Annotated in this window: 19 protein-coding genes; 6 read left to right on the forward strand and 13 right to left on the reverse strand. The window is 56.6% G+C overall.

What is annotated here, in order from left to right; all coding sequences use genetic code 11:
- Positions 1-142: 142 nt before the first annotated feature.
- Complete coding sequence (locus ABLU86_RS14370) at positions 143-856, reverse strand: DUF554 domain-containing protein (protein WP_015369715.1); 714 nt, start codon at positions 854-856, stop codon at positions 143-145.
- Between the two features lie 419 nt (positions 857-1275).
- On the opposite strand from ABLU86_RS14370, the gene ABLU86_RS14375 reads away from it, so the two are divergent.
- Positions 1276-3414, forward strand: a complete 2139-nt coding sequence (locus tag ABLU86_RS14375) for an ornithine decarboxylase (protein ID WP_015369717.1) — start codon at positions 1276-1278, stop codon at positions 3412-3414.
- 43 nt (positions 3415-3457) lie between these two features.
- On the opposite strand, the gene ABLU86_RS14380 is transcribed toward ABLU86_RS14375, so the two are convergent.
- The 4 genes from ABLU86_RS14380 to mutY all read right to left on the reverse strand — a co-directional run bounded on the left by ABLU86_RS14380 (position 3458) and on the right by mutY (position 7393).
- Positions 3458-4711 carry a nucleoside permease gene (locus ABLU86_RS14380; RefSeq protein WP_020077944.1) on the reverse strand — a complete coding sequence of 418 codons (1254 nt, stop codon included), beginning with the start codon at positions 4709-4711 and terminating at the stop codon, positions 3458-3460.
- Between the two features lie 188 nt (positions 4712-4899).
- Positions 4900-5982, reverse strand: a complete 1083-nt coding sequence (gene mltC, locus ABLU86_RS14385; protein ID WP_015369719.1) for a membrane-bound lytic murein transglycosylase MltC — start codon at positions 5980-5982, stop codon at positions 4900-4902.
- Between the two features lie 48 nt (positions 5983-6030).
- Positions 6031-6306 (reverse strand): oxidative damage protection protein, encoded by a 276-nt coding sequence (locus tag ABLU86_RS14390; protein ID WP_004105744.1) that lies wholly within the window; start codon positions 6304-6306, stop codon positions 6031-6033.
- Between the two features lie 28 nt (positions 6307-6334).
- A complete protein-coding gene (gene mutY, locus ABLU86_RS14395; RefSeq protein ID WP_058649586.1) occupies positions 6335-7393 on the reverse strand; it encodes an A/G-specific adenine glycosylase in 1059 nt (352 codons plus the stop codon).
- Between the two features lie 136 nt (positions 7394-7529).
- Here mutY and trmB point away from each other — a divergent pair, with 136 nt between their 5' ends.
- Genes trmB through ABLU86_RS14410 form a run of 3 tightly spaced genes read left to right on the forward strand, consistent with a single transcriptional unit; the run spans position 7530 to position 9345 of the window.
- Positions 7530-8249 carry a tRNA (guanosine(46)-N7)-methyltransferase TrmB gene (gene trmB / locus ABLU86_RS14400; RefSeq protein WP_015369721.1) on the forward strand — a complete coding sequence of 240 codons (720 nt, stop codon included), beginning with the start codon at positions 7530-7532 and terminating at the stop codon, positions 8247-8249.
- Positions 8249-8575: a YggL family protein gene (locus ABLU86_RS14405; RefSeq protein WP_015369722.1), complete on the forward strand. Its 327-nt coding sequence runs from the start codon at positions 8249-8251 to the stop codon at positions 8573-8575. The genes trmB and ABLU86_RS14405 overlap by 1 nt, the downstream gene beginning before the upstream one ends.
- A 50-nt stretch (positions 8576-8625) precedes the next feature.
- Entirely contained in the window at positions 8626-9345 is a 720-nt protein-coding gene (locus ABLU86_RS14410) for a DUF2884 domain-containing protein (protein ID WP_059304879.1), read from the forward strand.
- Between the two features lie 46 nt (positions 9346-9391).
- On the opposite strand, the gene ABLU86_RS14415 is transcribed toward ABLU86_RS14410, so the two are convergent.
- The 8 genes from ABLU86_RS14415 to ABLU86_RS14450 form a co-directional block, all read right to left on the reverse strand.
- A complete protein-coding gene (locus tag ABLU86_RS14415) occupies positions 9392-10639 on the reverse strand; it encodes an ABC transporter permease (RefSeq protein WP_015369724.1) in 1248 nt (415 codons plus the stop codon).
- Between the two features lie 4 nt (positions 10640-10643).
- Complete coding sequence (locus ABLU86_RS14420; RefSeq protein ID WP_348796212.1) at positions 10644-11453, reverse strand: ATP-binding cassette domain-containing protein; 810 nt, start codon at positions 11451-11453, stop codon at positions 10644-10646.
- Positions 11454-11512: 59 nt separating this feature from the next.
- Complete coding sequence (locus tag ABLU86_RS14425) at positions 11513-12559, reverse strand: sugar ABC transporter substrate-binding protein (RefSeq protein WP_015369725.1); 1047 nt, start codon at positions 12557-12559, stop codon at positions 11513-11515.
- Positions 12560-12852: 293 nt separating this feature from the next.
- Positions 12853-13992 carry a radical SAM family heme chaperone HemW gene (gene hemW, locus ABLU86_RS14430; protein WP_032715814.1) on the reverse strand — a complete coding sequence of 380 codons (1140 nt, stop codon included), beginning with the start codon at positions 13990-13992 and terminating at the stop codon, positions 12853-12855.
- The gene (locus tag ABLU86_RS14435) at positions 13985-14578 is read right to left on the reverse strand and encodes an XTP/dITP diphosphatase (protein WP_015369727.1); all 594 of its coding nucleotides are present in this window, start codon (positions 14576-14578) and stop codon (positions 13985-13987) included. Before ABLU86_RS14435 ends, hemW begins: the two co-directional genes overlap by 8 nt.
- A gap of 12 nt (positions 14579-14590) precedes the next feature.
- Positions 14591-14881 carry a DUF167 family protein YggU gene (gene yggU, locus ABLU86_RS14440; protein ID WP_045363650.1) on the reverse strand — a complete coding sequence of 97 codons (291 nt, stop codon included), beginning with the start codon at positions 14879-14881 and terminating at the stop codon, positions 14591-14593.
- A complete protein-coding gene (locus tag ABLU86_RS14445; protein WP_015369729.1) occupies positions 14878-15444 on the reverse strand; it encodes a YggT family protein in 567 nt (188 codons plus the stop codon). The genes yggU and ABLU86_RS14445 overlap by 4 nt, the downstream gene beginning before the upstream one ends.
- Before the next feature lie 17 nt (positions 15445-15461).
- A complete protein-coding gene (locus tag ABLU86_RS14450; protein ID WP_047043378.1) occupies positions 15462-16166 on the reverse strand; it encodes a YggS family pyridoxal phosphate-dependent enzyme in 705 nt (234 codons plus the stop codon).
- Between the two features lie 16 nt (positions 16167-16182).
- Between ABLU86_RS14450 and ABLU86_RS14455 the strand changes: the two genes are divergently transcribed.
- Positions 16183-17163, forward strand: coding sequence for a type IV pilus twitching motility protein PilT (locus ABLU86_RS14455; RefSeq protein ID WP_015369731.1), 981 nt, complete (start codon positions 16183-16185; stop codon positions 17161-17163).
- Between the two features lie 350 nt (positions 17164-17513).
- Entirely contained in the window at positions 17514-18167 is a 654-nt protein-coding gene (locus tag ABLU86_RS14460; protein WP_015369732.1) for a LuxR C-terminal-related transcriptional regulator, read from the forward strand.
- The last annotated feature ends 134 nt before the right edge of the window (positions 18168-18301 follow it).

Genomic DNA, 18301 nt, shown 5'->3' on the forward strand with positions numbered 1-18301 from the left:
TTTCAATCCCCTGCTCTACCGACTGAGCTATCCGGGCAACGGGGCGCATTAAACCTGATTCACCGCGCCTCGTCAACGAAATTTATAAATTTCGCAGCAGACTGCACAATCTATCACCACTTTGCCGTAAAAGCACGCGTCGTCAGGCAAAAAAGGCCGTCCACGCGACCGAAATCGGCATTGCCAGCAGCAGGGCTGGGAGCATATTGACCACCGCGAACATCTTAATCCCGCAGATACGCAGGCCGGTCGCCACCAGCAGCATACCGCCGACGGCGCTGAAATCGGCCATCATCATCGGCGTGGTCAGCGGCATGATAAGCGAGGCGCAAGCCGCCAGACTCAATTGAATCAGCAGCATTGGCACACAGATTGCCGACACCGCCAGCCCCAGCGTGCAGGCGAAAATCGTGGCGGTGAAAAAGTCGAGAAACGCTTTGGCGATAAGGATGCTGGCGTCGCCGGTCATTCCTTCGCGCATGGCGCCAAAAACACCGGTACCGCTGGCGCAAAACAGCACGATGATCGCCACGTAGCTCTGAATATAAGACTCGTGGGCCGAGGCCTTTTTCCTGCCCTTTGGCGACAATAGCTGCTGGAGTTTGCTTACCAGGGTATTGATGCCTTTCTCCATATTACACACTTCGCCGAGTAGCGCGCCGACCAGCGTCGCCAGCACCATCACCGGCAGGTTGGCGCACTTGATGACCAGTAAAATACCAATCCCCAGTGATGCCAGCCCAAAAATCGAGGTCATCGAGGTGCGGATCCGTTCCGGCAATCGTTGGCTCAGCAGCGCGCCCAGTACGCCGCCGACAAGCACCGCGCTGGCGTTAATAAATGGCCCTATAACCAAAGTAAACTCCTGTTAATTATTCCTGATGTCCGCATTATTATGACGTTGTTTCGCCGCTAAGGCTTGCGGATACGTGGGGATAATGCATATGGATTTCATCTTGCGCCACTTTCGGAAAGGTGCCATGATTGCGCGGATTTTCACCTCTTTACCCTGAGGCCGCCGGGATGACGACATCGCCATTACATCGCCGTTGCCGCTGCGTACTGCTGCGCGGTATGCCTCGTTCCTTACTCTCCCTGTTCACCATGCGGTGAAGGCCACGTATGCTCACTGTAGGACAACAGTAAGATCGGACGCGTCTGCTTTTACTGATGTCCGGCGGTCGGAGCTGAATTCCGTCAGACCCGGACACATCGTTGGGCAAGGCTCCACCTTTGCCTGAGATTTTTATACTCCCGATACGGGCATTTGCGCTTATGAAATCTATGCACATTGCCGCCAGCTGCGAGCTGGTCTCCCGTCTGTCCACCCATCGTCAGGTTGTGGCGCTGGACAGCACTGATTTTACCGATGCGGCAGCGGTCGTCATCACCGCGGCGGATAGCCGCAGCGGTATCCTGGCCCTGCTCAAGCGCAGCGGATTCAATCTGCCGGTCTATCTATTTAGCGAAACGCAAACGGATAAACCGGAAGGAGTCGTCGCGGTGATTAGCGGCAAAGAGCAGGAGTGGCTGGAGCTGGAAGCGGCCGCCTGCGGCTATGAAGAGAAACTGCTGCCGCCATTTTTCAATACGCTTAGCCAGTACGTTGAGATGGACAACAGCACTTTCGCCTGTCCCGGCCATCAGCATGGCGCGTTCTTTAAAAAGCATCCCGCGGGCCGCCAGTTCTACGAGTTTTTCGGCGAGAACGTTTTTCGCGCTGACATGTGCAACGCCGACGTCAAGCTCGGCGATCTGCTGATCCATGAAGGTTCGGCGAAGCACGCGCAGAAATTTGCGGCAAAAGTCTTCAATGCCGATAAAACCTACTTCGTGCTTAACGGCACTTCCGCGGCGAACAAGGTCGTGACCAATGCGCTGCTGACCCGCGGCGATCTGGTACTGTTCGATCGCAACAACCATAAATCAAACCACCATGGCGCGCTGATCCAGGCCGGGGCGACGCCGGTCTATCTGGAAGCTGCGCGCAACCCGTTCGGCTTTATCGGCGGCATCGACGACCACTGCTTTGATGAAACCTACCTGCGCGAGCTGATCCGCGAAGCGGCGCCGGAAAAAGCCGACGCGGCGCGCCCGTTCCGCCTGGCGGTGATCCAACTGGGCACCTATGACGGCACGGTGTATAACGCGCGCCAGGTGGTCGATAAAATCGGCCATCTCTGCGATTACATCCTGTTTGACTCGGCGTGGGTCGGTTACGAGCAGTTTATCCCGATGATGGCTGACTGCTCGCCGCTGCTGTTGGATCTCAATGAAAACGATCCGGGCATTTTTGTGACGCAATCGGTGCATAAGCAACAGGCCGGTTTTTCGCAGACTTCGCAAATTCACAAGAAGGATAACCATCTGCGCGGCCAGGCGCGTTTCTGCCCGCATAAGCGGCTGAATAACGCCTTTATGCTGCATGCTTCCACCAGTCCGTTTTATCCGCTGTTCGCCTCGCTCGATGTGAATGCCAAAATCCATGAAGGAGAGAGCGGTCGGCGGCTGTGGGCGGAGTGCGTGGAGCTGGGTATCGAAGCGCGTAAAGCGATACTAGCGCAGTGTAAATTATTGCGGCCATTTGTGCCGCCGCTGGTCGGCGGGAAACCGTGGCAGGAGCATTCGACGGCGACTATCGCCAGCGAACGTCGCTTCTTTAGCTTCGAGCCGGGCGCGAGCTGGCACGGCTTTAGCGGTTATGCTGACAATCAATACTTTGTCGATCCGTGTAAGCTGCTGCTGACCACGCCGGGCATCGATGCCGATAGCGGCGACTATACTGAGTTTGGCATCCCTGCAACCATCCTGGCGCACTATCTGCGCGAAAACGGCATTGTGCCGGAGAAGTGCGATCTCAACTCGATTTTGTTCCTGCTGACGCCGGCGGAAAGCGCGGAAAAACTGGCGCGACTGGTGGCGATGCTGGCCCAGTTCGAACAGCATATCGAAGCGGATTCGCCGCTCGCCGAGGTACTGCCGACTATTTACAACAAATACCCTGTTCGCTACCGCGATTACACCATTCGCCAGCTGTGTCAGGAAATGCACGATCTGTACGTCAGTTTTGATGTTAAAGACCTGCAAAAGGCGATGTTCCGCAAGCAGAGTTTCCCGCCGGTGGTGATGAACCCGCAGGACGCCAACCGCGAATTTATCCGCGGTAACGTTGAGTTGGTGCGCCTGAGCGAGGCCGAAGGCCGCATCGCGGCGGAAGGGGCGCTACCGTATCCGCCGGGCGTGCTGTGCGTGGTGCCGGGCGAACTCTGGGGCGGCGCGGTACTACGCTACTTCCTCGCGCTGGAAGAGGGGGTCAATATGCTGCCGGGCTTTTCGCCGGAGCTGCAGGGGGTTTATAGCGAAACGGATGCCGATGGTATTAAGCGGTTGTATGGGTATGTGTTGAAGAAATAAAAAAACGCCCCGCCGAACAGGCGGGGCGTTTTGCTTTTGCCAATCAGGCGTTCTGGCGCGCGGCGGCAGGCTGTCTGACGTGTTGATACTTGAACAGCGCCACGAAAGCGACGGCCAGCACCAGCGAGTAGGCGGCGAAAATCAGCCACACGCTTTGCCAGTTAGTGATCCCCTCAATGGTAAAGTGCTCGACAACTTTGCCGCTCACCATCCCACCAAGGATACAGCCGAAGCCGTTGGTCATCATCAGGAACATTCCCTGGGCGCTGGCGCGGATTTCCGGACGCACCTCTTTCTCAACGAACACTGAACCGGAGATGTTGAAGAAATCGAAGGCGCAGCCGTAGACGATCATCGACAGTACCAGCAGCACGGTACCGAACGGCGTCGGGTCGCCGAAGGCGAACAGGCCGAAGCGCAGCATCCACGCCACGATACTAATCAGCATCACGTTCTTAATGCCGTAGCGGCTAAGGAAGAACGGGATGGTCAGGATAAACAGCGTTTCGGAGATCTGCGAAATCGACATCAATACCGACGCGTGCTCGACGATAAAGCTGCCGGAGAACAGCGGGTCTTTATCGAAGCTGTGCAGGAAAGTGTTGCCAAACATATTGGTGATCTGCAGTTCGGCGCCGAGCATCATAGAGAAGATAAAGAAGATTGCCATACGCTTGTTTTTAAACAGCGCAAAGGCGTTCAGGCCGAGCATCTCGGTCCAGCTCTGGTTGCGCTGGGCGTTGGCGACCGGAATATGCGGCAGCGTCAGAGTGAACAGCGCCAGCAAGACCGACAGCGTCGCGCCGATATAAAGCTGCATATGGCTAAGCTCGAAGCCCGAGAAGCTGACGCCCCACATGGCGAGGATAAAGCCGATGGTGCCCCAGATACGAATTGGCGGGAAATCGGTCACGATATCCAGCCCCGCCGACTGCAGGCGGTAGTAGGAGATGGTGTTGATCAAGCCAAGCGTCGGCATATAGGCCAGCGAGTTAAGCAAGATCACGAGGAACATCTCGCCTGGCGTAGTGACCTGCGCCGCGAGGTACAGCGTTAACGCGCCGACCAGGTGGCAGATGGCATACACCCATTTGGCGCTGATCCATTTATCGGCGACGATCCCGAGCAGCGTTGGCATCAGAACGGCGGCGATACCGAGCGAGCTATACACCGCGCCGATGGCCGCGCCGTCAAACTTCAGGGTGACGAACATGTACGAGCCGAGCGTGGTTAGCCAACTCCCCCAAAGGCAGAACTGCAGGAACGACAGTATTTTTAACTGCAGCTTAAGATTCATGTATTTATCCTCACGAATGTGGGCTGGTGATGTTTTTTAAATAACATAACCACCGTTATTTTGATGCGATTCTATCATTCACCGGTTGAAGGCTTCTGTTAACTGCCGCAGAAAATCGAAAGATATTACGAAGTATGTCGTAAAAAAGAGAGGCCCGGCGAGATGTCCGGGCCTGGGTGAAAGAAGCGTTACTTACGGCGGTAGCTTTTCTGCGCGGTATTCACTTTATACAGATAACGGCGCGATTCGGCAGACGGATGGCGGGTGGTGAGCGTCTGGTAGACGTCGCCTGGCGCCATGCTGTTAATGATGTTCGCCGCCTGGACTTTATCGCTGGAGAAGACGCGCAGTACGCTGCCGGCGCCGCCGTTATAGGCGGTGATCACCGCGTAGCGACGCGAGGTGGGGTTATCGATGCCGGCGAGATAAACGTTGTTCAGCATCGCCAGATAGGCGGTACCGGTATCGATGTTATTCGCCGGGTCAAACAGATAGCTGCGGCTCGGCAGGCCGGATTTGCCCTGCGAGCGGAAGACGTCTTTCCCCGCGCTATGCTGTACGACCTGCATCAGCCCCATGGCATCCGCGTGGCTCACCGCATAGGGGTTAAACGATGATTCTGTTTGCATAATCGCAAGGATCAGCGACTCATCAACGCCATATTTACGCGAGGCCTGGCGCACCATGCCGAGATATTTATGCGCACGTTTATCGAGGTGGTTAGGCACCAGGTTGATAGTGATGCTATAGACCACGCGCAGGCCATTGCTGCGGCTCTTCAGACGGGTTTGCAGCAGATAATCGGCATAGCGCGCGGCGCGCCACTCCCAGCGGATGGATTCGCCGGTGTTATCGACGACCTGGCCGTAGAGGAACGGTTCTTTGGAAATCTGAATATCATCGACATCGGAATAGAGGTCGATAGAGTTGGGGTCATCGCCCATCAACAGAGTTTTGATAATCGCCTGGCGTAACCGTCCTTGCGGATCGGTTCCGGCGATGGTCTCGACGGTAATCGTACCGGCATCAAAGTTGATGTGGCTGCGGGTTTGATATTGATCGGTATATTTTACGTAGTCCTTCGGCCCGGCGAGCAGAACTTCGTTATACCCCCAAATGTTCTCGATGTTATGGGCAAACTGGCCCATCAGGATATCGAATCCGTTAGTGTCCTTGACCCAGGCCTCGTTATATTCGGCGCCTTTTTTATTGGAACTGGAACAGGACACGAGCAGTGGCGCAATCAGCGCGAGCGCTAAGTATTTTTTCATCATTCCGGGAGTGCGTGTTGTGTTTGTTTGGTAAAGGCCGTGAGGCCCTTACTGTTTTTCCGGCGGCGTGTAGCCTTCGATGTGAACGTCTTTCCCTTCAAACAGGAACTGCACCATCTCCTGTTCCAGCAGCTTGCGGTGCTCCGGGTTCATCATGCTGAGTTTTTTCTCGTTGATCAGCATGGTCTGCTTATGCTGCCACTGCGCCCAGGCCTCTTTGGAGATTTCGTTGTAAATGCGCTTACCGAGCTCGCCCGGATAGAGCTGGAAATCCTGGCCGTCCGCTTCACGCTGCAGGAAAGTACAAAAAATCGTTCTGCTCATAATCAATCCTCTTTTATAGCCGAAAAAACTAGACCGGCGTTCCGGCTTTCAACTGTTGCAACAAGCGCTCCACGGGGGCCGCCAGTCCGACCGATGGCGGCTGCGCTAAGTTATACCAGAGTGCGTTACCTTCATCCATGCATGCGCCAGATGAGTGCACTGTAAGCCACATCGGCACAATATCCAGGTGGAAATGGCTGAAAGTGTGGCGGAAGGCGGTTAATTGCGTCAGATTATCGGCCTTTATCTGACGTTGCGCCAGCCACTCACGCAGCCCGGCTTCATCCTCAAATTGCGGAAAACAGAACAACCCGCCCCATAAACCCACCGGCGGACGTTGGGAAAGAAATACCTCGTCGCCGTGCTGCATCAGCAGGAAGTAGCCGGTGCGTTCCGGGATGGTCTGCTTCGGTTTTTTCCCCGGATATTCCGCCCATGAATGGTTAGCGTAGGCCACGCAGCCGTTACTCAGCGGGCACAGTTCGCACTTCGGCTTCGAGCGGGTACAAACCATGGCGCCGAGATCCATCATCGCCTGGTTGAAGCGTTCTACGCCCTGCGCCGGCGTCACCTCTTCGCTTATTTCCCACAGCCGTTTTTCCACCTCTTTTTTCCCCGGCCAGCCGCTCACAGCATAGCAGCGGGCGAGTACCCGCTTCACGTTGCCGTCGAGAATCGGATAATGCTGACCGAGCGAAAGGGATAAAATCGCCCCCGCCGTCGAGCGCCCGACGCCGGGAAGCGCGGCCACCTCTTCAAAGGTTTGCGGGAACACGCCGCCGTGTTGCGTGGCAACCTGCTGCGCGGCTTTATGTAAGTTGCGCGCCCGTGCGTAGTAGCCAAGGCCGGTCCACAGATGCAGCACTTCATCCAGCGGCGCGTTGGCTAAATCAACAACCGTTGGGAAACGCGCCATAAAGCGTTCAAAATAGGGAATAACCGTGGTGACCTGGGTTTGTTGCAACATCACTTCGGAGAGCCATACTTTGTAGGGCGTCTTGGCGATTTGCCAGGGCAGGGTTTTACGGCCGTATTTGTCGTACCAGTCCAGGACCTGGGCTGAAAATTGCGCGGCGAGAAAAGTCAAAGCTACGGCTCCGGAATCGCGATTACAGGGTGGCAGATTGCAGCACAAGGGCGAGTGGCTGTAAACCCTTGCATCCGCCGGGTAACTTTGGATAATGCCCGTTTTCCGAACACATTCACAAGCAGACTTAACTTTTATGAAAAACGACGTCATTTCTCCGGAATTCGATGAAAACGGTCGCCCGCTGCGCCGTATTCGTAGCTTCGTCCGTCGCCAGGGCCGCCTGACGAAAGGGCAGCAGCATGCGCTGGATAACATTTGGCCGGTGATGGGCGTTGAATTCAACGATGCGCCGCTCGATTTCGCCGCCCTGTTTGGCCGCGAAGCGCCGGTCACCTTAGAAATTGGTTTCGGTATGGGCGCCTCGCTGGTGGCGATGGCGAAAGCTAAACCGGAGCAAAACTTCCTCGGTATTGAAGTGCACTCGCCGGGCGTCGGCGCATGCCTGGCTTCCGCGGAAGAAGAAGGCGTACAAAATCTGCGCGTAATGTGTCACGATGCGGTCGAAGTGCTGCACACTATGATCCCGGATAACTCGCTGAATATGGTGCAGCTGTTTTTCCCTGACCCGTGGCATAAAGCGCGTCATAATAAACGTCGTATCGTGCAGCCGCCTTTCGCCGAGCTGGTAAAAAGCAAACTGAAGCTGGGCGGCGTCTTCCATATGGCGACCGACTGGGAAGCCTATGCTGAGCATATGCTGGAAGTGATGTCTTCGCTGGAAGGCTATCGTAACCGGTCGGAAAGTAACGATTACGTACCGCGTCCGGAATCGCGCCCGGTAACCAAATTTGAACAACGTGGCCATCGTCTTGGCCACGGCGTATGGGACTTAATGTTCGAGAGGGTGAAATAATGGCCAAGAATCGTAGCCGTCGTCTGCGTAAAAAAATGCATATCGACGAGTTTCAGGAGTTAGGTTTCTCCGTAGCCTGGCGTTTCCCGGAAGGAACCAGCGAAGAGCAGATCGACCAGACGGTCAACGATCTGATCGAAGAGGTCATTGAGCCGAATAAACTGGCCTTTGACGGCAGCGGCTATCTCTCGTGGGAAGGGCTCATCTGCATGCAGGAAATCGGTAAATGTACCGAAGAGCATCAGGCCATCGTTCGTAAGTGGCTGGAAGATCGTAAATTAGCGGATGTGCGCACCAGCGAACTTTTTGACGTCTGGTGGGACTAAGTTTGACAAGGGGCGGCAATTGCCGGCCCGATTTGTCTTAAGGGAGTAAAATGATGCGCAAAACGCTGCTGGCGGTGGCGCTTTCCGTCACCGCTTTGTCTGCCCACGCGGACTACCAGTGTAGCGTCACGCCGCGTGACGATGTGATCCTCAGCCCGCAGCAGGTGCAGGTGAAGGGTGAAAACGGCGATCTGGTGATTAAGCCGGACGGTAATCTGACCTTTAACGGTAAAGCCTATGACCTTAGCGCCGCCCAGCGCGAACAGGCGCAAGATTATCAGGCCGGTCTGCGCAGCAGTCTGCCGTGGATTGATGGTGGTGCGCGTTCGCGCGTCGAAAAGGGCCGCAAGGCGCTGGATAAAATCATCACCGAACAGGTCGGCGCCAGCAGCAGTATGCATAGCCGCCTGACCAAGCTGGACGCGCAGCTGAAAGAACAGATGAACCGCATTATCGAACGTCGCAGCGATGGCCTGACTTTCCACTATAAAGCTATCGACCAGGTTCGCGCCGATGGCCAACAGCTGGTGAATCAGGCGATGGGCGGCATTCTGCAGGACAGCATTAACGAGATGGGCGCCAAAGCGGTGCTCAAAGGCGGCGGCAATCCGCTGCAGGGCATTCTCGGCAGTCTTGGCGGCCTGCAAACCGCAATCCAGGATGAGTGGAAAAACCAGGAAGCGGATTTCCAGCAGTTCGGCAAAGATGTTTGCAGCCGGGTGGTCTCGCTGGAAGAGAGCCGCAAAGCGCTGGTTGGTTCGTTAAAGTAAGCAAGATTTCGCGGCCCGCATTTCTTTGGGCCGCGCACTTCTCCACTCAGGCGCGGCCGTGCGACACGCGTGAACGGCGAGCCAGAGAATCAATGATTACCGCAATCGCCAGTACCGCGCCGGTAATGATATAGCGCAGCGAAGACGGCAGGTTCAACAGCGTCAGCCCATTTGAAATCGACTGAATCACGATGATCCCCAATAGCGCGGACCAGGCGCTGCCGCGTCCGCCGAACAGGCTGGTGCCGCCGATCACCGCCGCGGCGATGGCGTTGAGGTTGACGTCGCCGGTGCCGGCCTGCTGGCTGGCGGAAGCCAGTCGCGACGCCGCGAGAATGCCGCCGAAGGTCGCAAGCGTGGTACACAGAACAAAAGCGCTCACATAAATCGCCCGCACGTTAATCCCCGAACGGCGCGCCGCTTCACGGTTGCCGCCGACCGCGAACATCGAGCGACCCCATTTTGTCCGTTTCAGCGCATAGTTGAGGATCATCACGCAGGCGACAAAGAGACCGAAAATCCACGGAATACCGCGCCCCTGATTGAGGTAAAGCACCGCGGCCTCGAAGATAATCGTCAGCGCGATCGCGCGCGCCAGTAGCGAGCTGACTCCCTCGGCGGAAAGATTGGCCGCCAGCCGCCGCGAGCGTTTTTTCAGACCAAAGACAATAATCGCCAGTCCTGGCAGCAATGCCATCAGGTGTGAGAACCAGCCGGGCATCACCAGCAGTTGGCCAAAGCGCACCAGCGGCGAAGTATAGGGCAGGTTGATGCTGCCGCTTGGCCCGAGGATATACAGTTGCATGCCCAGCAGCGCCAGCAGGCCGGCGAGAGTGGCGACGAAACTTGGCATTCCGACGCGGGTATACAGTAGCGCGTAGACCAGCCCGACGGCCACGCCGCAGGCCAGCGCCACGGCGATGGCTCCCGCCAGCGGCCATCCTGCGTTCACCCACAGCACGCCGACGATAGCCGATGCCAGGCCGCTCATGGAGCCGACCGACAGGTCTATCTCGCCAAGCATCAGAACGCAGACGATGCCGAGCGAGATAAACCCGACCGTCGCGCAGTCAAACAGCAGGTTCACCAGGTTATTCGGCGCGATATAGACCGGGTTGAGAAAGGTGAAAACCAGGGAAATCACAATCAGCCCGGCTATCACCGGCGCGGTGCCGAGATCGCCGGTTTTGATGCGGGTTATCTGCGCGCGCAGGGCGCCAAACAGCCCCTCGTCGTGACGAACGCGCTCATCGCTGCGATCCAGCGCGGTGTGGGATGCGGTCTTACTGTTCATAAAATTACATCGCTCCGGAAGTTGTTGGCTGTGATTTACGTTCAACCCGGCGTGAAACGGCGTTTTCCGTCGCGCCGGTGATCGCGGCGACCAGATCCTGATTGGAAGCATCGGGCGTGAAGATCCCTTTGTTGCGCCCGAGACGTAGCACCACGATACGGTCGGCGACGGCGCGAACGTCTTCCATGTTGTGGCTGATGATGATGACGCCAAGCCCGCGCTCGCGAACGCGCTCAATCAGGTTGAGCACTTCCGCGGTCTGCGCGACGCCCAGCGCCGCGGTGGGCTCATCGAGCATAATGATTTTAGGGTTCAGCAGCAGCGAACGGGCGATGGCGACGGTCTGCCGCTGGCCGCCGGAAAGCGATGCCACCGGTTCGCGTACCGACGGAATACGTGCCGCCAGCTCCTGCAGCAGCGTCCAGGCTTTCACTTCCATCGCCACTTCATCGAGCTGGAACGGCGAAATTTCATGACCCAGAAACAGGTTTGCTACCACATCAAGGTTTTCACACAGCGCCAGATCCTGAAACACCGTGGCAATACCGTATTCCAGCGCCTTGCCGGGGCTATCGAGGGTGACGGGGTTGCCGTCAAACTCAATGGTGCCGGAGGTCGGCTGGTGGACGCCGGCGAGGATCTTCACCAGCGTGGATTTGCCCGCGCCGTTGTCGCCGACCAGCGCAACTACCTCGCCGGCGTGGACTTCTAATTCGATATCCGTCAGCGCGGACACCGCGCCAAAATGTTTAGAGACGTTGCGCAGTTGCAGTATTGGCCGCCCGGTGGCGGAGTTGTGTTGTTGTTGCGGCATACAAAACGACCTCAATCATGGCGAAATCGCGCCCGCTGCGGCGGGCGCAGGGGCAAAGGTTACTTGCTGATGCCTAACTTCTGGCAGGCGGCGGCGTACTCGCCGCTACACACCTGATCCCAGGTCTGGATTTTTTTATCGAAGATTTCCGCTTTGATGTTTTTGGCCGTCACCACTTCCGGGGTAAATAGCTGGGAAGGGGTGTTGTACAGGGTGGTGCTGGCCTGCGGTTTTTTGCCCTGAATAAAATCAACCGCCACTTTGGCCGCCGCCGCGGCGACGATCTCCGATGGCTTGGAGATGGTGTTGTACTGGTCGCCGGCGATGATCAGCTGCAGCGCGGCGATAGTGGCGTCATTGCCGGTGACCGGCGGCAGCGGCTGGACCCCGGCAGCCTTAAAGGCGGCAATTGCGCCGCCGCCGGTACCGTCGTTTGCCGCGACCACGCCCTTAATTTTGTCGCCAAAGCGGGTAACCTGCCCGGCGGTCCACTCCTGGGCTTTCGGCGGCGCCCACTCCGGGGTGTCGAATTCGGCCAGCGTTTTGTAACCGGACTCTTTCAATCCGCGATGGATACCGTCGCGGATCAGCCCTGCGGCGGCATCGGTTGGCGAACCGTTAATCTGCAGCACGCCGGCATCCTGCGGCACGCCGCTCGCTTTCAGATGGTCGGTGAGAGATTTCGCGATGGCGTAACCAATGCCCTCATTATCAAATGAGACGTAGAAATCAGCCGGTTTGTTTGGCACCGGGCGGTCATAGGCAATGACCTTGACCCCCTGCGCCTGGGCGTTTTCGACCAGCGCGGCGGCGGCGGAAGAGTCAACCGGATCCAGGACGATCACTTTCGCCCCCTGGGCAATAACCGAATTAAACTGCTGCTGCTGGAGCGACGCGTTGGCGTTGGCATTCTGATAGATGACCTTACATTCCGCGCAAAGCTTGCTCATTTCCGCCTTAAAACCGGGGAAGTCGTGCTGCTCATAGCGGGTAGAGGCCTGATCGGGCATTAAAAAGGCCACGGTGGCGGACTCTGCAGACCAGGCTGAAGCCGTGACGGTGCCGGATAGTGCGGCGAGTGTGATAAAAATATTACGGTAATTCATTGTGTTACCCTCTTTTTTATAGGCTTAAGCCCGCCGGGTTGCGCCGACGTTACAGAGACTTTTTTTAATCAGAGTTACCAATAATTCACATGTAGGATACGTCGGTTTTACATTTGCTCAACCGATGAAGCAGGATTACCACTGCGCAAAAAATGAGTCAAGAAAAGGAAAAAAGTCGATCGGATTTTGTGATTCGCTGCAAATAAGTGAACAAAAAAACGCCAGTCGATTTGACCGTGGCGGGAGAGGATGTAAGGGGAAAAATACGGGCGACGACGTGCCGCCCGCAGGGATTACTCTTCGCTGAGGAACAGCTCCAGCAGCGAATTTAAAAACAGTTTACCGTGCTCGGTAATTTGCCAGTTTTGCGCATCTTCCAGCAGATAGCCTTCGGCGATAGCGGCATCGATTTGCGGACGGATAACCTGCTCATCAAGGCCGGTATACAAGCTGAACTCCGCGCGCGGCGCGGCCTCCAGCAGGCGAAAGCGGTTCATAAAGAACTCGAACGGTTTATCCGCCGCGTCCACGTCGTGCTGGCGCTCCAGGTAACGGCCTTCCATGTAGCCGCGCGGGTGACGGGTTTTCGCCGTACGCAGAATTCGGCCATCAGGGAAGGTCACTTTGCCGTGCGCGCCGCAGCCAATACCCAGATAATCGCCAAAGCGCCAGTAGTTGAGATTGTGCTGGCACTGATAGCCTGGTTTGGCGTAAGCGGAGGTCTCGTACTGCTGATAACCTGCGGCGCTTAGCAATTGATGCCCCTGCTCGAAAATATCCCACAGCGCATCGTCATCCGGTAATACCGGCGGGCGCGAACCAAACAGCGTGTTCGGCTCAATAGTCAACTGATACCACGACAGATGCGGCGGATTGAGCGCGATCGCCTGGCGTAAGTCATCCAGCGCTTCTTCCAGCGACTGGTCCGGCAGGCCATGCATTAAATCGAGGTTAAAGCTACGCAGCCCCAGGCCGCTCGCCAGCCGCGCCGCGCGCTTTGCCTCTTCCGGACCGTGAATACGCCCCAGACGCTGCAATTTGGGCTCGCTAAAGCTCTGTACGCCGATGGAGATACGGTTGACCCCGGCACGCTGATACTCAACAAAGCGATCGGCCTCCACGGTCCCCGGATTGGCTTCCATGGTGATCTCCGCATCTGCCGCCAGCGGCAGGCAGGCGCGCACGCCATCCAGCAGGGTTTGCATCGCCGGGCCGGAAAGCAGGCTTGGCGTACCGCCGCCGATAAAAATAGTCTTAATTTCACGTCCCTGTGCGTATGGCGCATCGTGGCGCAGATCGGCAAGCAGGTGCTGGACGTAGTCGTCGTGCGGCACTTCGCCCTTTAACGCATGCGAATTGAAATCGCAGTACGGGCATTTCTGCACGCACCACGGGATATGAATATAAAGACTCAGAGGCGGCAAATTAGCCATTACGTAATGCTTCCAGTAACAGTTTCAGCGCCTGCCCACGGTGGGAAATGGCGCTTTTCTCTTCACGGCTCAGTTCCGCTGCGGTTTTACCCTCGGACGGAACAAAGAAAATCGGGTCATAGCCAAAGCCGCCGCTACCCGCCGCCTGGCGAGTAATCACGCCCGGCCAGCTGCCGTGGCACACCAGCGGTGTCGGGTCTTCGGCATGGCGCAGATACACCAGCACGCAGTGGAACTGGGCCTGACGTTGCTCATCGGGCACGTCCTGCAGGGCATCCAGCAGCTTTTCCAGATTCTGCTGGTCGCTGGCGTTCTCACCCGAGTAGCGAGCGGAGTAAATGCCCGGCGCGCCGCCCAGCGCATCCACCGCCAGACCCGAGTCGTCGGCGATGGCCGGCAGGCCGGTGACCTGCGCGGCATGACGCGCTTTGAGGATCGCGTTTTCGATAAAGGTCAGGCCGGTTTCTTCGGCGGAATCGACGCCAAGCTCGGTCTGGGCGACGACGTCGAGCCCAAAATCTTCCAGCAGCGAGGCCAGCTCGCGAACTTTACCGGCGTTGCCGGTAGCGAGTACAACTTTTTGCATATTCAATCCTGTTTAGTCAGTCAGCGCCGCGACGGCGGGCGGGATCTGCTGCGGGTGAATGATTTTTACCTGTTTGTGACGGCCCAGTTCGCCTTTTTCGATAAGCACCTGGCTTTTCGCGACGCGGAACTGTTTAGCGAGATATTTAACCAGATGGGCATTTGCCTGGCCGTCGACGGGTGGGGCGGTGATGGCGACTTTGAGCTCGTCGCCATGCAGACCAACAAGGCTGTCGCGGCTGGCCTTTGGCTGAATATACAGCCTGAGCATCAGCCCGTCAGCGCAGACTTCAACGGCACTCATAGCGCCATCCACAGCCCCGGAAGCAGGACATTGCCAGTAGCTTGCAGCAGCTCGGCGATACCCATGTTAATCACGTACAGCAGCAGGACCAGCACCATCGGCGAAAAGTCGATGCCGCCCATGGATGGCAGCAGGTTGCGGATCGGGCGCAGCAGCGGGTCGGCCAACTGCATCAGCACGTATTCCACCGGGCTGCGGCCCTGGCTTACCCAGCTCATGATCGCCATCAATAGCAGCACCCAGAAAATCAGCGAACCGATGGTTTTCAGCAGGATCAGCACCGCGGCAATCCAGATAATCGGCTGGAAGGTGACCACCATAAACAGCACGATAGCCTTGATAACGCAGAGCACGAAGGCGACCAGCAGGGAGGCGCTATCCAGCGGCCCCATTGCCGGGATAATCCGGCGCAGCGGCCCGACGATTGGCTGGGTCGCTTTCACGACGAACTGTGAAAACGGATTGTAAAAGTCGCAGCGCGCCCACTGCATCCAGACGCGTAACAACATGACCATTGTGTAGAGCTCAATGACCGTTGAGAGCAGGAAGGTCAACGTCTTCATGGCGTTCCTCAGATTCCTTATTTTTTGCTGTAGTCGCGCGCGCCGAAGATTGCGGTCCCGATGCGCACCATAGTGCTTCCCGCCGCGATAGCGGCTTCCATGTCATCCGACATGCCCAGAGAGAGCGTATCAACCGAAGGGTAGAGCGTTTTCAGTTGCGCGAATGCTACCGCCATTTGTTGGGCGACGGCAAACTGCCTTTCATACTCTGACTCTGGCGCCGGAATGGCCATTAACCCGCGAAGCTGTAGGTTCGGTAAGGCGGCGACGCCGGCGGCTAAAGCGTCAAGCTCCGCCAGCGGGATCCCGGATTTACTCTGTTCATCGCTGATGTTGATTTGAATCAGCACGTTCAGCGGCGGTAAATCCGCCGGACGTTGCTCGCTCAGGCGGGTGGCGATTTTCAACCGGTCGACGGTGTGGCACCAGTCAAAATGCTCGGCCACCAGCCGGCTTTTGTTGGACTGCAGCGGGCCGATGAAGTGCCACTGCAGACCGCTGGCGCCCGCCTGCTGGAAATAGCGGATTTTATCCACCCCTTCCTGGACGTAGTTTTCGCCGAATGCCCGCTGTCCTGCGGCCATCGCTTCTTCGATAGCGCTCGCAGGTTTGGTTTTACTCACTGCAAGCAACGTAACTTCTTCTGGAGCGCGGCCGCAGCGGGCGGCGGCGCCTGAGATTTTATCCCGGACCTGTGCCAGGTTATGCGCAATATCGTTCATATTCCGAGGATCAGTTATGGAGCTGGAAGAAATCGTGGCCCTTAGTGTAAAGCATAACGTCTCCGATCTACACCTGTGCAGCGCGTATCCGCCGCGCTGGCGTCGTTTGGGAAAGCTTGAGCCTGCACCGTTTACTTCGCCGGATGTTGAGGAAATCCTCACTCGCTGGCTTAACGACCCACAGTTGGCGCAGTGGCGTGCTGATGGCCAGGTGGACTTTGCCCTGGCCCTCTCAGATGGGCCGCGGCTGCGTGCCAGCGCTTTTGCCCACGCGCGCGGCTTGTCGTTGGCGCTGCGTCTTTTGCCGCAGCGATGCCCGCAGTTGGGTGATTTGGGCGCGCCCGCTGCGCTTAGCGAACTGTTAAATGAAGAGAGTGGTTTGATCCTGGTTACCGGCGCTACCGGTAGCGGCAAGTCGACCACCCTGGCGGCGATGGTGGACTACCTCAATCAACATCGTCATGGCCATATTTTAACCCTTGAGGATCCCGTGGAGTTTATTCACGCCAGCAGGAACTGCCTGATCCAGCAGCGCGAAATCGGTCGCCATTGCTCCTCCTTCGCGGCGGCGCTACGTGTGGCGCTGCGTCAGGACCCGGACGTCATCTTATTAGGTGAGCTACGCGATAGCGAAACCATCCGCCTGGCGCTGACCGCGGCCGAAACCGGGCACCTGGTGATGGCGACGCTGCATACCCGCAGCGCGGCGCAGGCCGTCGAGCGGCTGGTGGATGTGTTCCCGGCGGAAGAAAAAGAGCCGGTTCGCAGTCAGCTGGCAGGGAGCTTATGCGCCGTGGCGGCGCAAAAATTGTTGCCAAATGCTTCCGGCGGCCGGGTTGCGCTATACGAACTTTTAGTGAACACGCCAGCGGTGGCAAATTTGATCCGCGAAGGAAAAACGCATCAGCTACCCGGCGTGATGCAAACCAGTCAACAGGCAGGAATGCAAACCTTTGCGCAGAGTTTTCAACAACGTGCGTTAGCAGGTGAGTTATAGCCCATGCCGTGATGAAACAAAGGTGGTATTCATTAAATTGTTAATTCAGTGTTCAATTAATGTTTTGATTAATGATTTCATAATACAAATAAGTGGTACGACCTAAGCCGAAATAATGAATGTTATGACAGCGGGCTTACATTTACCCCGCTTAACCAGGAAAAAAATGGGATTACCTTTTGACACTTTTGCGGGGTTCGATTTATGCTGTTTACGGGAATAGGAAGATTCTCATGAAATGATGTTTCAATATCCAAAGTGTATTTGAAAATATAAATACATTATTGAACGTTTAATTTTCAGTTAATTTAACCGCTAAGATGGCGGGGTACTGCTAAGGAGAGTTTCAAGTGATTAATTTATCGGAGAATTTACTGCATTCGCGTCAGGTGACTTTCATTACTCATCCGTCCATTCAGAGTAATGCATTTGCGACGTGGTTGACTGAGAAGCTATCCGTAAACGTAACTCTGCATAATATCAACAAACCGCTAACTCAACGTCTGGCAAAAGACTCTGTAATATTGTTTGATATTGCCGTCTCTAATAAGAAATTGAATGGCGTGTGGCGAGATATTATTCGCGTACAGGCAGATAATCCGCGTCTGTTGATTATCAATAGCGCGCAAAAGTATGAGCTTTACGAAATGGCGCAATGGCCTGCGTTATATGGCGTATTCCGCCATGACGATGACCAATCGCGCTTAATTGAGGGCGTCAAAGCCGTATTAAATGGCGAGCAGACGGCTGAATTGAGCGTGATGCACCCGGCGCTGTATTCTGCTGATCAGGTCACGGCGCCGACGGAGAACTCACCGTTGACCGAGCGTGAATGTGAGATCCTCAACGAGCTGCGCTGCGGCGCAACGAATATGGATATTGCCCGCGCGCTGTTCATCAGCGAAAACACGGTACGTACTCATCTGTACAATGTGTTCCGCAAATTGAGCGTGAAGAACCGTACCCAGGCGGTAAGCTGGGCGAATGAACATCTGCGTCACTGATTGCCCGGCGGCGCTACGCTTGCGCGGGCCTACGGGTTATGCCAGCGAGGGGGTTGTAGGCCGGGTAAGGCGAAGCCGCCACCCGGCGCAAAAGCGGCTCCGCATCCGCTGCCATGATTGCCCGGCGGCGCTAC

The organism is Klebsiella sp. JN_Kp121 (genome assembly GCF_040062145.1).
GTDB lineage: Bacteria > Pseudomonadota > Gammaproteobacteria > Enterobacterales > Enterobacteriaceae > Klebsiella > Klebsiella aerogenes.

Excerpts from the sequence above, each read along its gene's own strand:
- ABLU86_RS14375 (WP_015369717.1), top strand. The coding sequence starts at position 1,276 with ATGAAATCTATGCACATTGCCGCCAGCTGCGAGCTGGTCTCCCGTCTG.
- ABLU86_RS14380 (WP_020077944.1), bottom strand. The coding sequence starts at position 4,711 with ATGAATCTTAAGCTGCAGTTAAAAATACTGTCGTTCCTGCAGTTCTGC.
- mltC (WP_015369719.1), bottom strand. The coding sequence starts at position 5,982 with ATGAAAAAATACTTAGCGCTCGCGCTGATTGCGCCACTGCTCGTGTCC.
- ABLU86_RS14390 (WP_004105744.1), bottom strand. The coding sequence starts at position 6,306 with ATGAGCAGAACGATTTTTTGTACTTTCCTGCAGCGTGAAGCGGACGGC.
- trmB (WP_015369721.1), top strand. The coding sequence starts at position 7,530 with ATGAAAAACGACGTCATTTCTCCGGAATTCGATGAAAACGGTCGCCCG.
- ABLU86_RS14405 (WP_015369722.1), top strand. The coding sequence starts at position 8,249 with ATGGCCAAGAATCGTAGCCGTCGTCTGCGTAAAAAAATGCATATCGAC.
- ABLU86_RS14410 (WP_059304879.1), top strand. The coding sequence starts at position 8,626 with ATGATGCGCAAAACGCTGCTGGCGGTGGCGCTTTCCGTCACCGCTTTG.
- ABLU86_RS14415 (WP_015369724.1), bottom strand. The coding sequence starts at position 10,639 with ATGAACAGTAAGACCGCATCCCACACCGCGCTGGATCGCAGCGATGAG.
- ABLU86_RS14420 (WP_348796212.1), bottom strand. The coding sequence starts at position 11,453 with ATGCCGCAACAACAACACAACTCCGCCACCGGGCGGCCAATACTGCAA.
- ABLU86_RS14425 (WP_015369725.1), bottom strand. The coding sequence starts at position 12,559 with ATGAATTACCGTAATATTTTTATCACACTCGCCGCACTATCCGGCACC.
- hemW (WP_032715814.1), bottom strand. The coding sequence starts at position 13,992 with ATGGCTAATTTGCCGCCTCTGAGTCTTTATATTCATATCCCGTGGTGC.
- ABLU86_RS14435 (WP_015369727.1), bottom strand. The coding sequence starts at position 14,578 with ATGCAAAAAGTTGTACTCGCTACCGGCAACGCCGGTAAAGTTCGCGAG.
- yggU (WP_045363650.1), bottom strand. The coding sequence starts at position 14,881 with ATGAGTGCCGTTGAAGTCTGCGCTGACGGGCTGATGCTCAGGCTGTAT.
- ABLU86_RS14445 (WP_015369729.1), bottom strand. The coding sequence starts at position 15,444 with ATGAAGACGTTGACCTTCCTGCTCTCAACGGTCATTGAGCTCTACACA.
- ABLU86_RS14450 (WP_047043378.1), bottom strand. The coding sequence starts at position 16,166 with ATGAACGATATTGCGCATAACCTGGCACAGGTCCGGGATAAAATCTCA.
- ABLU86_RS14455 (WP_015369731.1), top strand. The coding sequence starts at position 16,183 with ATGGAGCTGGAAGAAATCGTGGCCCTTAGTGTAAAGCATAACGTCTCC.